The sequence below is a fragment of the Ciceribacter sp. T2.26MG-112.2 genome (assembly GCF_900492205.1).
GTDB classification, from domain to species: Bacteria; Pseudomonadota; Alphaproteobacteria; order Rhizobiales; family Rhizobiaceae; genus Allorhizobium; species Allorhizobium naphthalenivorans_A.
The window spans coordinates 51102-65022 of sequence record NZ_UEYQ01000013.1 but is presented as its reverse complement, the minus strand read 5'-3'; the positions used below and the strand labels follow the sequence as shown (position 1 = coordinate 65022).

The 13921-nt window shown below is 64.3% G+C and carries 9 protein-coding genes; 3 read left to right on the top strand and 6 right to left on the bottom strand.

Annotation, left to right across the window (positions count from 1 at the left end; all coding sequences use genetic code 11):
- Positions 1–80: 80 nt before the first annotated feature.
- From queF to DYZ14_RS16950, 3 genes are all read right to left on the bottom strand, one after another.
- A complete protein-coding gene (gene queF / locus DYZ14_RS16960) occupies positions 81–545 on the bottom strand; it encodes a preQ(1) synthase (RefSeq protein WP_154721778.1) in 465 nt (154 codons plus the stop codon).
- On the bottom strand, positions 545–1471 hold the full coding sequence (locus DYZ14_RS16955; RefSeq protein ID WP_154721777.1) for a cation diffusion facilitator family transporter: 927 nt from the start codon (positions 1469–1471) through the stop codon (positions 545–547). The genes queF and DYZ14_RS16955 overlap by 1 nt, the downstream gene beginning before the upstream one ends.
- 138 nt (positions 1472–1609) lie before the next feature.
- Positions 1610–3799: an anthranilate synthase gene (locus tag DYZ14_RS16950; RefSeq protein WP_154721776.1), complete on the bottom strand. Its 2190-nt coding sequence runs from the start codon at positions 3797–3799 to the stop codon at positions 1610–1612.
- A 335-nt stretch (positions 3800–4134) separates the two neighbouring features.
- Here DYZ14_RS16950 and DYZ14_RS16945 point away from each other — a divergent pair, with 335 nt between their 5' ends.
- Positions 4135–5073 carry an extensin-like domain-containing protein gene (locus tag DYZ14_RS16945; RefSeq protein WP_154721775.1) on the top strand — a complete coding sequence of 313 codons (939 nt, stop codon included), beginning with the start codon at positions 4135–4137 and terminating at the stop codon, positions 5071–5073.
- Positions 5074–5148: 75 nt separating this feature from the next.
- Here DYZ14_RS16945 and DYZ14_RS16940 read toward each other — a convergent pair whose 3' ends face one another.
- Together DYZ14_RS16940 and DYZ14_RS16935 are read right to left on the bottom strand one after the other, a co-directional pair.
- On the bottom strand, positions 5149–7362 hold the full coding sequence (locus tag DYZ14_RS16940) for a TonB-dependent hemoglobin/transferrin/lactoferrin family receptor (protein WP_154721774.1): 2214 nt from the start codon (positions 7360–7362) through the stop codon (positions 5149–5151).
- A 284-nt stretch (positions 7363–7646) separates the two neighbouring features.
- Positions 7647–9326 carry a formate--tetrahydrofolate ligase gene (locus DYZ14_RS16935; protein WP_154721773.1) on the bottom strand — a complete coding sequence of 560 codons (1680 nt, stop codon included), beginning with the start codon at positions 9324–9326 and terminating at the stop codon, positions 7647–7649.
- A 272-nt stretch (positions 9327–9598) separates the two neighbouring features.
- On the opposite strand from DYZ14_RS16935, the gene DYZ14_RS16930 reads away from it, so the two are divergent.
- Positions 9599–10117, top strand: a complete 519-nt coding sequence (locus tag DYZ14_RS16930) for a TIGR00645 family protein (protein WP_115672602.1) — start codon at positions 9599–9601, stop codon at positions 10115–10117.
- 40 nt (positions 10118–10157) lie between these two features.
- Here the strand turns inward: DYZ14_RS16930 and putA are convergent, their stop codons facing one another.
- A complete protein-coding gene (gene putA / locus DYZ14_RS16925; protein ID WP_154721772.1) occupies positions 10158–13277 on the bottom strand; it encodes a bifunctional proline dehydrogenase/L-glutamate gamma-semialdehyde dehydrogenase PutA in 3120 nt (1039 codons plus the stop codon).
- A gap of 110 nt (positions 13278–13387) precedes the next feature.
- On the opposite strand from putA, the gene DYZ14_RS16920 reads away from it, so the two are divergent.
- A complete protein-coding gene (locus DYZ14_RS16920; RefSeq protein WP_115672605.1) occupies positions 13388–13849 on the top strand; it encodes an Lrp/AsnC ligand binding domain-containing protein in 462 nt (153 codons plus the stop codon).
- Positions 13850–13921 lie beyond the last annotated feature (72 nt).

The window sequence follows — 13921 nt, the reverse complement described above, 5'->3', positions numbered from 1 at the left end:
CCCGGTAAGGTTTCCGATCCATTAAGGTTTAGACTTTCGGCTCCGACGACGCCCTTTTCCACAAGATGGTGGAGCCCCCGTCAGCCCCGTCCGCGATAGGTCGAAACCCCTTGCTCAGGCAACCACACGCCCTCCGGTGGCGCCCCGGTCTGCCAGAAGACATCGATCGGAATGCCGCCGCGCGGATACCAGTAGGCGCCGATCCTCAGCCACTTCGGATCAAGCAGGTCGACCAGCCGCTTGGCGATGTAGATCGAGCAGTCCTCGTGGAAGGCACCGTGATTGCGGAAGGAAAACAGGAAGAGTTTCAGCGACTTGGATTCGACCAGCCAGTCGCCGGGAATATAGTCGATGACGATATGGGCGAAATCCGGCTGGCCGGTCATCGGGCAGAGCGAGGTGAATTCCGGCGCGGTGAAGCGCACGACATAGTCTGTGCCGGCATTGCCGTTCGGCACGCGCTCCAGCACGGCCGTCTCCGGACTGGTCGGGGCCTCGACATTCTGGCCGAGCTGCGACAGTCCGCTGACATCGGTCTTGCTCATCAATTCTGCTCCTTGGCTTTAGCCCCGACCCCGACCCGGACGCCATGCGCCGTTTCGCTTTCGGGCTCGACATGAATGGTGACGCGGCCGCCCGGAAGCACCGCCTTGACGGCGGCCTCGAGCCGGTCGCAGATCTTGTGCGCCTCGCTGACGGGCATGTTGCCGGGGACGACGAGATCGAAGGCGACGAAGGTGACGGCCCCGCCGCGCCGCGTGCGCAAGTAATGCACATCGAGCGAGCCGGCCGAATTTTGCGCGATCGCCGCCTTGATCGCCGCCTCTTCTTCCGGCTCGACCGCCTTGTCCATCAGCCCAGCCACAGAATGCGAGATCACCTTCCAGCCCTGGTAGATGATGTTGATGGCGACGAGGATGGCGAGCACCGGATCGAGGATCGCATAGCCGGTGACGACCACCAACACCAGGCCGACGAACACGCCCGCCGAGGTCACCACGTCCGACATGATGTGATGACCATCGGCCGCAAGCGCCGGCGACCGATGTGTCCGGCCGATGCGGATCAGGGCCCGGGCCCAGACCAGGTTGATCAGCCCGGCCACGCCGTTGATCGCAAGCCCCAGCACCGGCGCATCGAGCAGCTGCGGATCGGCAAGCGCTCCGACCGCCTCGCGGATGATGAGCAGGGCCGCGATGACGATCAGTACACCCTCGAGAACCGCCGACAGGTACTCCGCCTTGTGGTGGCCATAGGGGTGGTCGTCATCGGCCGGCTTCCGCGCATAGCGGATGACGAAATAGGCAATAAAGGCGGCGACCACGTTGACGGTCGATTCCAGCCCGTCCGACAAAAGCGCCACCGAGCCGGTCACCCACCAGGCGACGAGCTTCAGCCCCATCACCCCGAACGCCAGCGGAATACCCCAGAAGGCAAGCCGCGCGACGATCCCGTTGCCCTGATCGGTCATCACTGTGTATCCTTGCAGATGCGAGCGAATTGCAGAAACTCACCCGCCAAAACGCAAAACCGCCCGCGTTCGAGACGCGGACGGTCGTTGGTTGATCCTATGGACGAACTGACCCGCCTTGTCAAAGCCGGGACGCGCTTATGCCGCCTTCACCTTCGCCCGTCTTGCCAGATGCGCCACCACGTTCTCGATCATCCGCATGCCGGCATCGTGGCCGAGCGTCATGATCGATTCCGGGTGGAACTGCACGGCGGCCACCGGTTCCTTGGTGTGCTCGATGCCCATGATCGTGCCGTCCTCGCTTTCGGCCGTGATCATGAAATCGCGGTCGAGCGTCGCCGGGTCGGCGAAGATCGAGTGATAGCGGCCGACGGTCACTTCCTTGCCGAGGCCGGAGAAGACGAGGCCGGGTTCCAGCACGCGGATGCGCGACGGCTTGCCGTGCATCGGCACCGCAAGCTGGCGCAGTTCCCCGCCATAGGCTTCGGCGAGCGCCTGCAAGCCCAGGCAGACGCCGAAGATCGGCAGATTGCGGGCGCGCGCCTTCTTGATCGTCGCCTTGCAGTCGAAATCCTTCGGGCTGCCCGGTCCGGGCGACAGCACCACAAGATCCGGGTTCATCCGGTCGAACACTTCTTCCGGCACCGGCGTGCGCACGGTCGAGACTTCGGCGCCCGTCTGGCGGAAATAGTTGGCGAGCGTGTGGACGAAGCTGTCCTCATGGTCGACCAGCAGGATCTTGACCCCCTGCCCGACCTTGGCGACGCCGCGCTTGGCCTTGCCGTCATTACCGGTCTTGGCGTCGCGGATCGCCGCGATCATCGCCGAGGCCTTGAGTTCGGTCTCGGCCTCTTCCTCGTGCGGATCGCTGTCGTTCAGCAGCGTCGCGCCGGCGCGTACCTCGGCAATGCCGTCCTTGATGCGCACGGTCCTGAGCGTCAGCCCGGTATTCATGTCGCCGTTGAAGCCGACCATGCCGATCGCCCCGCCATACCAGGCACGCGGGCTCTTTTCATGCGCCTCGATGAAGCGCATCGCCCAGAGCTTCGGCGCGCCGGTGACGGTGACGGCCCAGGCGTGGCTCAAGAATCCGTCGAAGGCGTCCATGTCGTCGCGCAGCCGACCTTCGATGTGGTCGACGGTGTGGATCAGGCGCGAATACATCTCGATCTGCCGGCGGCCAATCACCTTGACCGAGCCCGGCTCGCAAACGCGGCTCTTGTCGTTGCGGTCGACGTCCGAGCACATGGTGAGCTCGCTCTCGTCCTTCTTGGAGTTCAGGAGCTTGAGGATCTGCTCGCTATCGGCAATCGGATCGTCGCCGCGCTTGATCGTGCCGGAGATCGGGCAGGTTTCGATCCGCCGGCCAGAGACGCGCACGAACATTTCCGGCGAGGCGCCGACCAGATATTCCTGGTGTCCCAGATTGATGAAGAAGGAATAGGGCGACGGATTGATTTCCTTCAGCCGCTTGGAAATCTCCGACGGCTTCGAATCGCAGCGTTCCATGAACTTCTGCCCCGGCACCACTTCGAACAGGTCGCCGCGGCGAAAACTCTCCTTGGCCTTCACCACCAGCTCGGCATATTCGCCGGGACGATGGTCGCCGCGCGGCGGGATCGTGTCGGTGTGCTGGAACGGTTCCGGTGCGATCTCGCCCGACTTGTCCTTGGTGGACAACCCGCCCTTTTCAAAGTCGTAGCGGTCGATCCAGGCCTTGGCCGAGTAATGGTCGACGACGAGGATCTCGTCGGGCAGGAAAAGCACCATGTCGCGCTGGTCTTCCGGCCGTGCCAGCGACAGCTTGATCGCGTCGAACTGGAAGGCCAGATCGTAGCCGAAGGCACCGAACAGGCCGATCGACGAATCCGCATCCGAGTGAAAAAGGTCGGTGATGGCGCGCAGCACGGTGAAGACGGTCGGGATCTTCGAGCGTTCCTCCTCGGTAAACACCCGGTCCGGCTCGTTGACGACGAGGTCGAGACGCCGCGCCGTGCGCGCGCCGAGTGTCAGGTCGGCGACGCCTGCGAGCTTGTCGGCGATCAGCGACAGAAGCACTTCGCCGCGTTCGTTATAGGCCTCGATCCACACCTTGCGGCCGAAGCAGGACAACCCGAGCGGCGGATCGATGATCGCGGTGTCCCAGCGGGTATAGCGGCCCGGATATTCGTAGTTGGACGAGAACACCGCGCCGCGCCGCTCGTCGAGCCGGTCGATATAGCTCGAAATGGCATCGGCATAGGGCGTCGGGCGCCGCTCGCGCGTGACGGTGATCCCGCCCCGCGTCTCGTAGGTCTCTCCGCCATCGTCCCGAATGATCGTCGCCATACTTGCGTTTCTCCGTCTCTCAAGGCCCGGATCGAGGCGCCCTGAATACAAAAAAGCCGCCTCAGGTTCTCCGGGCGGCTTTGGGGTCACTTGTCTTTGGACATGACTGGTAAAGGCCGCGTTAGCGTGCCCACCACCAGTTACCGATGTTCATCGACTTGATCATGAGCGATTTCATAGCGTGGGCCGCATTTACGCGCAACGGGATTTTCCACGGGCGTGCTATTTTCCAGCGATCGGCCCCACGTAATCTGCCGATGGTTCCGCAGATCGGCGCAACCATTCTCCGCTGGACGCGTTGTTGCAGCGTCCCCATCCAACCGAAAGGCGGCTGAATGACGAAGCGGCTTGCAGTCATCCTGATCGGCCTCGGCCTTCTCACCAGCGCGGCCCTGCCGCCCACAGGCCCGGTCCCAACCGAAAAGCCGCCCGCACCGGCGGACCAGCCAGTCGCAAAGCCCCCCGCCGACAAGCCCGCAGTGGGGCAACAACCTGCGCCGGTCCCGCCACCCGCTCCTGCCCCCGCTTCACCCACGCCCCCGGCCGAAAGCATCGTTCCGCCGGAAAAACCGGAGGAGGCTCCCTCCCCAGGCTTGCCACCATCACCACCCTCGTCCGGTTCGCCGCCCCCGGCCCCGCCGCCACCACGCGGTCTGCCGCCTGTCCCCGGCCTGCAACCCGCAGCGCCCGCGGCCATCCGTGTCGCGCCGGAAGATCCAGAGCAGTTCGCCGCCTGCCAGGCCGAACTCAAGACGCTCGGCACCGTGTTCGAAACCGCCGCTCCGATCGACGACGGCGAGGGCTGCGGCATGAGCAATCCGGTCATCGTCCGGGAAATCCTTCCCGGCATCAGGCTTTCGCCCGAAGCGACCTTCCGCTGCGAGACGGCGCTGCAACTGGCGAAACTGACGCGCGAGACGATCATTCCCGCCGCCCGCATCGCGCTTGCCGACAAGGGCGAACTGAAGGCGATCCAGCAGGCCTCAGCCTATGTCTGCCGCAACCGCAACAGCGCCGCGACCGGCAAGATCTCCGAGCATGCCTACGGCAACGCGATAGACATCGCCGCGCTCGAATTCGACAAGGGCGCCGTGCCGATGGTGAGCGCCGCCCAGGACGACGGCACCTTCCCCGCCGCCTTCCAGCGCAGCCTCAACGCAGCCGCCTGCCTCTACTTCAGCACCGTGCTCTCCCCCGGCAGCGACGAGGCCCACAAGGACCACCTGCATCTCGACGTCATCGAGCGCAAGAGCGGCTACCGCTTCTGCCGGTAATGGAGACTGACCGACGACGAAATGAGGTGGCGCCTTGTCCGCGCCACCCCGTCATTGCTGCTGAAAATCAAATCGTTAGAACTTCTGCGTGATGGAAACCTTGAAGGTCCGGCCGGGCTCGGAATAGTAATCCTTCGGCTGCGAGGCGCTGGACGTCAGGTCGATGTCGCGCCATTTGACAGCGTCGTAATACTCCTGGTCGAACATATTGTAGACGCCGGCGGTGAGCCTGAGCCCCTTCATCTGCTCGGGCTCCCACCAGCCGGTCAGATTGACGAGACCGTAGCCGTCCGGCTGGAACTCGGCGGTCGAATCCTCGTCCACGGCGGCAACCCCGATGAAGCTCAGGTCCGTGCCCCAGGTCTCGGTCTGATAGCCGACCCCGACAATGCCCTTGAACGGCGGCACGCTGTCGATGAGTTCGCCGGTCTCCTCGTCCTCGCCATTGGCATAGGCGAAGGAGGCATGGAGGTTGAAGCCGTTGTCGAAGACCTTGTGGGCCCGCGCCTCGAAGCCGAAGATCCGTACCCGGTCGAGGTTTTCGTAGGTGGTCGAACCCCAGGGGAAGCTCGGATTGGTGTAGGTCGTCTCGCTGTCGATGAAGTTCCGGTACTTGTTGTAGAAGGCCGTCACCCGCCCGCCGAACTCAGCATCGCCGAGATTGGCGCCGATCTCGAATCCATTGCTGGTCTCGGATTCGAGATCGGGATTGCCGATCACCTGATACATCGGCGGCGTCGAGTAGCTGAGATAGAGCTCCGAAACGTTCGGCGCCTTGAAGCCCATGGCCCATTGGGCAAACAGCTCGACCTTGGGATTGATTTCATAGGCCGCGCGCAGCTTCGGCGAAAACTGGTAGTCGCTGCGGTCGTCCGGCAGGCCGGCGGCACCGTAGCCGCTATTGGCCAGATAGTCGTCGGTCTCCTGCGGCTGGTAATCGAACCAGTCGAAGCGGATGCCGGGCGTCAGGCTGAAGCCGCTGTCGCCGAACGAGATCTTGTCGTCGGCGAACAGCCCGACGCGCAACGCGTCGACATCCGGCATGTCGGACTGGTTGGTGTGGTGGAACGCGCACGAATAGGGCGGAACCGCCGCCGTGTCGCAAACATCCTCGCCGGCCGTGTACTGGCCGTATTGCGAGAAGGAAATGTTGCCGCCGATCGTCACGTCATGGCGTGTCGTGCCGAAATCATACTGGTTGGCCAGCGATCCGACGACGCCGACCGACTGCTCGTCCATCTCGTTCGAGCGATACCACGGGCCTGCGAGCGACCCGACGCGCGTGCCGTCGACGGCGGAGCTGGTTTCCACCCGCTGCCAGTAGATCGTCAGGTCCGCCTTGTCGACCGGGCCGGTCAGGTCCGGCGCGTCGTAGCGATAGTCCAGCGAGACGCGGTCGCGCTGCTTCAGTTCGTCGCCGTCGAGTTCGGAATAGTTGCGCGCAGCGCTTTCCTCGGTCTTGAGGTCGGTGGCGATTTCCTTGCGGAAGCGCTCGGCCGTCAGCCCGATCATGTGGCCGGCGCCGAAATCCTGGCGCAGCTTGAACAGCAGGTTGTGCTGGTCGAAGTCGGCCGGATTGGCCTCCGAGCGGGTGGCGCCCGTTCCGCCGACCGAACCCTGGTTGTCGCGCTCATGGCCGGCCTTGTAGCCGCCCTGGAACAGGACCGAGGTGTTCTCGACCTTCTTGGCGATGGCGACCGATCCGCCGAGCGAGTTGTCGGTGCTGTCATAGGTGGTCTTGGCCATGCCGCCGAATGTGGCGCCCTCGGCGATCAGGTCCTCCGGCTCCAGCGTGCGCAGGATCATCGCCCCGCCCAGCGCGCCCGAACCGGCACGGCTCGAATCGGCGCCGCGCATGATGTCGATGGTCGAGAGCGTGGAGAAGTCGAAGGTATCGATGCCGCCGTCGGCCCGCGTCGAGGAACCGAGCGAGGTCGCGCCGGCCTGGCGGGCGTCGTTGACGAGATAGGGGATCGGAATGCCGTCGATCGTCGTCAGTACGCGGTCCGCTTCAAGACCGCGAATGTTCACGCCCGCGCCGGCAAAGCCGGCCTGGACGCCCGGCTCGGTGGCATTGCCGAGGTCGTCGATGCTGGTGATCTGCTTCTTCTCGATCTCGGCTGCCGTCGTCTCGGTGGCAAGCGGCGTGTCCGCCGCCGAGCCGGCCGGGATGCGCTTGCCCTTGACCAGGATGGTCTGGAGCTGCGTTTCCTCGGCCGGCTGGGCCGTGGCGCTTTGCGAAAACGCGCTCGGGGCCGGGATGAACCCGACGAGCGCGGTGCAGGTCATGAGGATTGCTCTGAAAGGATGCGAGCCCATAAAATTCCCTTTATCCGCGGCCGCAAAACTCCCCAGCCGCGGATGTGCACCCGCGACGGCCGGCCGGATCAATGTGTGTCTAAAACGTGGCGAAGGGCTGCAACTGCCCTGTCATTGCCATCTATAAAACATGATTGTTCGAGTCAACATATAAAACATGAATAACCTGATCATGTTTTAATTCGTGACTGTCCGTGCCCCAGGAGACAGGACAAGGCGCCGGACCGGAGACCGCAGGAAGCGGGCGACAGGCTCTAAAATAGGCCTTCGATGAACCCTTCCGCGCTGAGAGCGATCCGCTCGGCGGCAGGCGAGCTGGGCAGGCCCGGCATGGTCATGATCTCGCCGGTGATCGCCACGATGAAGCCGGCCCCGGCCGAGAGCCGCACCTCGCGTACATTGACGACATGCCCTTCCGGTGCGCCGCGCAAGGCGGGATCGGTCGAGAAGGAATACTGGGTCTTGGCGATGCAGACCGGCAGGTGGCCGTAGCCCTGCGCCTCCCAGACCGCGAGCTGGTCCCGCACAGTCTTCGCGGCCGTCACCTCGGCCGCGTGATAGATCTTCGACGCCACCGTCTCGATCTTCTCCATCAGCGACAGGGCATCGGGATAGAGCGGCTTGAACGCGGCCTGGCCAGAATCGGAGAGCTCCGCCACCCGCTGCGCCAGTTCCTCGATGCCCGCCGACCCGTCGGCCCAGTGACGGCAGACGATCGCGTCGCCCCCGAGCCGCGAGACATACTCCTTCACCGCCGCCACTTCGGCGTCCGTATCAGAGGTGAAATGATTGATCGCAACGAGAACCGGCACGCCGAAGCGCCGCACATTGGCGACGTGGCGTCCGAGATTGGCGCAGCCGCGCGTCAACGCCTCGACATTCTCGACACCGAGATCTTCCTTCTTCACCCCGCCGTTCATCTTCAACGCCCGGACGGTGGCGACGATCACCGCAGCGGCCGGAGAAAGGCCCGCCTTGCGGCACTTGATGTCGAAGAATTTTTCCGCCCCTAGATCGGCGCCGAACCCGGCCTCCGTCACGACATAGTCGGCGAGCTTCAGCGCCGTCTTGGTGGCGATCACCGAATTGCAGCCGTGGGCGATGTTGGCGAACGGACCGCCATGCACGAAGGCCGGATTGTTCTCCAGCGTCTGCACCAGGTTGGGCTGCATCGCGTCCTTGAGCAGCACCGTCATCGCCCCGTCGGCCTTGAGGTCACGGGCAAAGACCGGGCTCTTGTCACGCCGGTAGCCGACGATGATGTCGCCGAGCCGCCGTTCCAGGTCGGCAAGATCGGCGGCGAGACAGAGGATCGCCATGACTTCCGAGGCCACGGTGATGTCGAAGCCGCATTCCCGCGGGAAACCGTTGGCGACGCCCCCCAGCGAACCGACCATCTGGCGAAGCGCCCGGTCGTTCATGTCCATCGCCCGACGCCAGGTTATGCGGCGCACGTCGATGTCGAGGGCATTGCCCCAGTAGATGTGGTTGTCGACCATGGCCGCAAGCAGATTGTGCGCCGAAGTGATGGCGTGGAAATCGCCGGTGAAGTGCAGGTTGATGTCTTCCATCGGCACGACCTGCGCATGACCGCCGCCGGCCGCCCCGCCCTTGACGCCGAAGCAGGGTCCGAGCGAGGGCTCGCGGATGCAGACCATGGCCTTTTTGCCGATGCGGTTCAGTCCGTCCACCAGGCCGACGGTCGTCGTCGTCTTGCCCTCGCCCGCCGGCGTCGGATTGATCGCGGTGACCAGGATCAGCTTGCCCTCGGGCCGCCCTTCCAGCGAGCGGATGAACTCGGCCGAAACCTTCGCCTTGTCGTGGCCGTAGGGCACGAGTTGTTCGACGGGAATGCCGAGTTTTGCGCCGATCGCCTGGATCGGCTTCTTGGACGCCGCGCGCGCGATCTCGATATCGGACTTGAATTCACCCATGGACTGCAAACTCCCCCTTGCCCCGCTTCGGCGCCTCAGCCGCTGCCGCACCAATAAATCGCAGAACCGCTTTCAAGGCGATACCGCGCTGACCTCCGATTTATCCGACAGCGACAAGAAAGGAAATGAATGCGGCCTTTCCGGTGAAATCTGTCCACCATGGACTTTCCACCCGCATCTGGTCGCGACCGCGCCATCCGTCGGTCTTGCGGGCAAGGCGGGCTGCGCCTATGTCTGCCAACCACAATCGAACGTCGCTGGAGCAACGCCCCATGAAATCCCTCGAATTGCTGGTCGAACGGATCATCCTGTCGAGCCGCTGGATCCTCGTCGCCTTCTATCTCGGGCTGGTCGCAGCCCTCGCCGTCTATGCCGTGTCCTTCGGTTACAAGTTCCTGAAAGTGGCCGGCAATGTCTTCACTTATAGCGAGGCGGAGATGATCCTCGCCATGCTAGGCCTGATCGATGCGGCGCTCGTGGCAAGCCTGATCGTCATGGTGATGATTTCCGGCTACGAGAACTTCGTCAGCCGCTTCGACGAGGCCGAGGACCAGGTTTCCTTCCTCGGCAAGCTCGATTCCGGCAGCCTGAAGATCAAGGTCGCCTCGTCGATCGTCGCCATCTCGTCGATCCACCTGCTGCAGGTCTTCCTCAACGCGAACCAGTTCACGGACGGTAAGATCATGTGGCTGACGCTGATGCACCTCGCCTTCGTCGTCTCCGCCGTCATGCTCGGCTATCTCGAGGTCATGATGAAGAAGATCAAGGACACGGGCGTCGACAAGATATGAATGGACGGGAGGCTTTCGCCTCCCGCCCTCGTCTTCCGGATCAGCCCTCGCCGATGGCGATCAGGCTGGCATTGCCGCCGGCGGCGGCCGTATTGACCGAGATCACCTGTTCCACGGCAAAGCGCATCAGATAGGCCGGACCGCCGGCCTTGAAGCCGGTGCCCGACAGGCCCGATCCGCCGAACGGCTGGGTGCCGACCACCGCGCCGATCATGTTGCGGTTGATGTAGACATTGCCGGTATCGAGCGCCTCGGTGACGGTGCGGATGGTCGCCTCGATGCGGCTGTGCACCCCGAGCGTCAGGCCGTAGCCGGTGGCATTGATCGCTTCGATCACTTTGGCCAGGTCCTTGGCCTTCCACCGCACCACATGCAGAACCGGACCGAACACTTCCTTGGTCAGCGCCTCCGGCCGGTCGAGTTCGATGATATGCGGCGCAAAGAAATTGCCGGTATTGGGCACCGTGCCGGCATAGCGGATCTTCTGGCCCTTGCGCATCTCGGCCACATGGCCTTCGAGCATGGCCTTCTGCTTCTCGTCGATCACCGGGCCGACATCGGTGGTAGTCAGCGCCGGGTCGCCCAGATTGAGCTCGCGCGCCGCCCCCTCGATCATGTCCAGCATGCCGTCGGCAATGTCTTCCTGGAGGTAGAGGATGCGCAGCGCCGAGCAGCGCTGGCCGGCCGAGCGGAAGGCCGACACGACGACGTCGTCGGCCACCTGTTCGGCAAGGGCAGTCGCGTCGACGATCATCGCGTTGATGCCGCCGGTCTCGGCAATCAGCGGCACGATCGGGCCGTTCTTGGCGGCAAGCGTCCGGTTGATCGCCTGCGCCGTTCCGGTCGAGCCGGTAAAGGCAAGGCCGCCGAGCTGCGGATGGGCCGAAATGGCGGCGCCGATCTCCGGACCGCCCGGCAGAAGCATCAGCACATCGGCCGGGATACCGGCCTGGTGCATCAGCTTGACCGCTTCATAGGCGATGAGCGGCGTCTGCGGCGCCGGCTTGGCGACGACCGCATTGCCGGCGACGAGTGCGGCCGACACCTGGCCGAGGAAGATCGCCAGCGGAAAATTCCATGGCGAGATGCAGGCAAACACCCCGCGGCCGCGCCACAGAAGCCGGTTGCTCTCGCCGGTCGGGCCGGGCATGGCCTCGGCCTCGGCGAAGAGCTTGCGCGCCTGGGCGGCGTAGTAGCGGCAGAAGTCGACCGCCTCGCGGATTTCGGCAATGCCGTCGTCCAGCGTCTTGCCGGCTTCGGCGGACAGCAGCGCCAGCAGCCGGTCGCGATTGGCTTCCAGCAGGTCGGCCGTCTTGTCGAGGCAGGCAGCACGCTCCTCGACCGGCGTCTTCGACCACACGGCAAAGCCCTTGCGGCCGGCGGCAAAGGCGCGATCGACGTCGGCGACGGCCGCATTGCGCACGGTTCCGACGACCCGGCTACGGTCGGACGGCGACAGGACCGGAGCGGCCTCCGCCTGGCCCGTTGCCCCTGGAACCAGCGGACCGGCATCCACCTTGGCCGTCTGGCCGGCCAGCGACGCGATCAGGCTTTTCAGGCTTTCGCGATGGCCGAACTCGAAGCCGGCGCTGTTCTTGCGCTCGCCATAGAGCGCGAGCGGCATGGGGATCTGGTTGTGGCGCACGCTTTTGCCCTTCTCGATGCCGAGCCGTTCGACCGGCCGTTCGAGGAGGTTGGCGATCGGCACGTTCTTGTCGCCGGCAACCGCCACGAAGGACGAGTTCGCGCCGTTCTCCAGCAGGCGGCGGACCAGATAGGCGAGCAGGTCGCGATAGCCGCCGACCGGCGCATAGATGCGGCAGGCGATGCGCTCATTGCCGGAGAGCAGGTTGTTGTAGAGCGCTTCGCCCATGCCATGCAGGCGCTGGAATTCGAAGCCGGTGCGGTCGGCGCCGGCCAGTTCGAGGATCATCGACACGGTCAGCGCATTGTGGGTGGCAAATTGCGGGAAGATGCGCTCGCGCTTGGCCAGCATCTTCGCGGCGCAGGCGAGATAGGCGAGATCGGTCGCCGGCTTGCGGGTCCAGACCGGATAGTCGTCAAGGCCGCGTTCCTGCGCCCGCTTCACCTCGGTATCCCAATAGGCGCCCTTGACCAGGCGCACCATCATGCGCCGGCCGTTCCGCTGGCAGAGCTCGTCGATATAGTCGATCACCTGCGGCGCGCGCTTCTGATAGGCCTGGATGGCCAGCCCGAAGCCGTCCCAGCCGGCCAGCGACGGATCGGAGAACACGGCACCTATGACGTCGAGCGACAGTTCGAGCCGGTCGGCCTCTTCCGCGTCGACGGTGAAGTTCAGCTGGTGCGCCTTGGCCATCTGGGCGAGCTTCAAGAGATCCGGCACCAGTTCGCGCATCACCCGCTCATGGTGGGTGGCAAGATAGCGCGGATGCAGCGCCGAAAGCTTGACCGAAATGCCCATGCGGTCCGGCAGTTGGCTCCCCTTGCCGTGCTTGGCCATGAAGGCGCCGATCGATTCGATCGCATCGGCATAGGACTTGAAATAGCGCTTGGCGTCTTCCGCCGTGCGGGCGCCCTCGCCGAGCATGTCGAAGGAATGGCGATAGCCCTTTTCCTCGCTCTTGGCGGCGCGGCCGAGCGCATCCTTCATCGTTTCGCCGAGCACGAAGTGATGGCCGAGGAAGCGCATGGCCTGCTTGGTGGCCGAGCGCACGGTCGGCAGGCCGAGCCGCTTGACCAGGCCGCGCATGACACCTTCCGGCGTCTCGCCGGGCCGGATGACCCTGGCCGACAAGCCCAGCGCCCAGGCGGAGGCCGAGACGAACCAGCTGTCGCCATGCGCCTCATGCTCGCTCCAGCCGCCCTCTTTCAGCTTGTCCTCGATCAGCCGGTCCTGCGTCAGCGCATCGGGCACGCGCAAGAGCGCTTCGGCCAGCACCATCAGCGCCAGGCCTTCCCGGGTCGACAGGCCGTATTCGCGAAGAAAATCCTCGACACCGCCGATCGAGCCGGAATTGTCGCGGATCGCCTCGATGAAGCGCGTGGCGCGCTGGTCGATCGCCGCGTTCTGCTGGGCGCCGAGCGAAAGCTGCGCGGCGAAGTCGCGCATCAACTGGTCGTCGTCGCCGGCGAAAGGCGCGGAAAACCGGGGAAAATCGGGCATGGCAGTCTTGATCATCGTCACCTCCGTGTTATCGGCAAGCTATCGACTGATTGCTGATTTTAATCGCTGATTTTTCCGCTATAGTCAGGCGGAACAACTACAAAAACACCAGAGGGTAGTGCTTTATGAAAGAACTCGACAGGCTCGACCGGAAGATCCTCCGAACCCTGCAGAAGGAGGGTCGCCTGACCAATATCGAACTCGCCGACCGCGTCAGCCTGTCGCCGACGGCGACCGCCGAACGGGTGCGCCGGCTGACCCGTGACGGCTTCATCATCGGCTACATGGCCATCCTGTCGCCGGAAAAGCTTGGACGCAACCTGCTGGTTTTCATCGAGGTCAAACTGGACCGCACCACGCCTGATGTTTTCGACGCCTTCGCCTCAGCCGTCAAGCGGTCCGACGATGTGATGGAATGCCATATGGTGGCGGGCGGCTTCGACTATCTGGTCAAGGCGCGGGTCGCCGGCATGGAAGCCTATCGCCAGTTCCTCTCGGAGGTCATCCTGCCACTGCCGGGCGTCAGGGAAACCCACACCTATGCCGTGATGGAAGAGGTCAAGACCGGTTCCGCCCTGCCCGTCTAGCCACCGGCGTCACACGCCTCTGTTTGTTTACCACGTGACCGGCTTTTTCGCTCAGCCCTTGGACTTTGCGGT

Coding starts and splice junctions, on each gene's coding strand:
- queF (WP_154721778.1), bottom strand. CDS start 545: ATGAGCAAGACCGATGTCAGCGGACTGTCGCAGCTCGGCCAGAATGTC.
- DYZ14_RS16955 (WP_154721777.1), bottom strand. CDS start 1,471: ATGACCGATCAGGGCAACGGGATCGTCGCGCGGCTTGCCTTCTGGGGT.
- DYZ14_RS16950 (WP_154721776.1), bottom strand. CDS start 3,799: ATGGCGACGATCATTCGGGACGATGGCGGAGAGACCTACGAGACGCGG.
- DYZ14_RS16945 (WP_154721775.1), top strand. CDS start 4,135: ATGACGAAGCGGCTTGCAGTCATCCTGATCGGCCTCGGCCTTCTCACC.
- DYZ14_RS16940 (WP_154721774.1), bottom strand. CDS start 7,362: ATGACCTGCACCGCGCTCGTCGGGTTCATCCCGGCCCCGAGCGCGTTT.
- DYZ14_RS16935 (WP_154721773.1), bottom strand. CDS start 9,326: ATGGGTGAATTCAAGTCCGATATCGAGATCGCGCGCGCGGCGTCCAAG.
- DYZ14_RS16930 (WP_115672602.1), top strand. CDS start 9,599: ATGAAATCCCTCGAATTGCTGGTCGAACGGATCATCCTGTCGAGCCGC.
- putA (WP_154721772.1), bottom strand. CDS start 13,277: ATGATCAAGACTGCCATGCCCGATTTTCCCCGGTTTTCCGCGCCTTTC.
- DYZ14_RS16920 (WP_115672605.1), top strand. CDS start 13,388: ATGAAAGAACTCGACAGGCTCGACCGGAAGATCCTCCGAACCCTGCAG.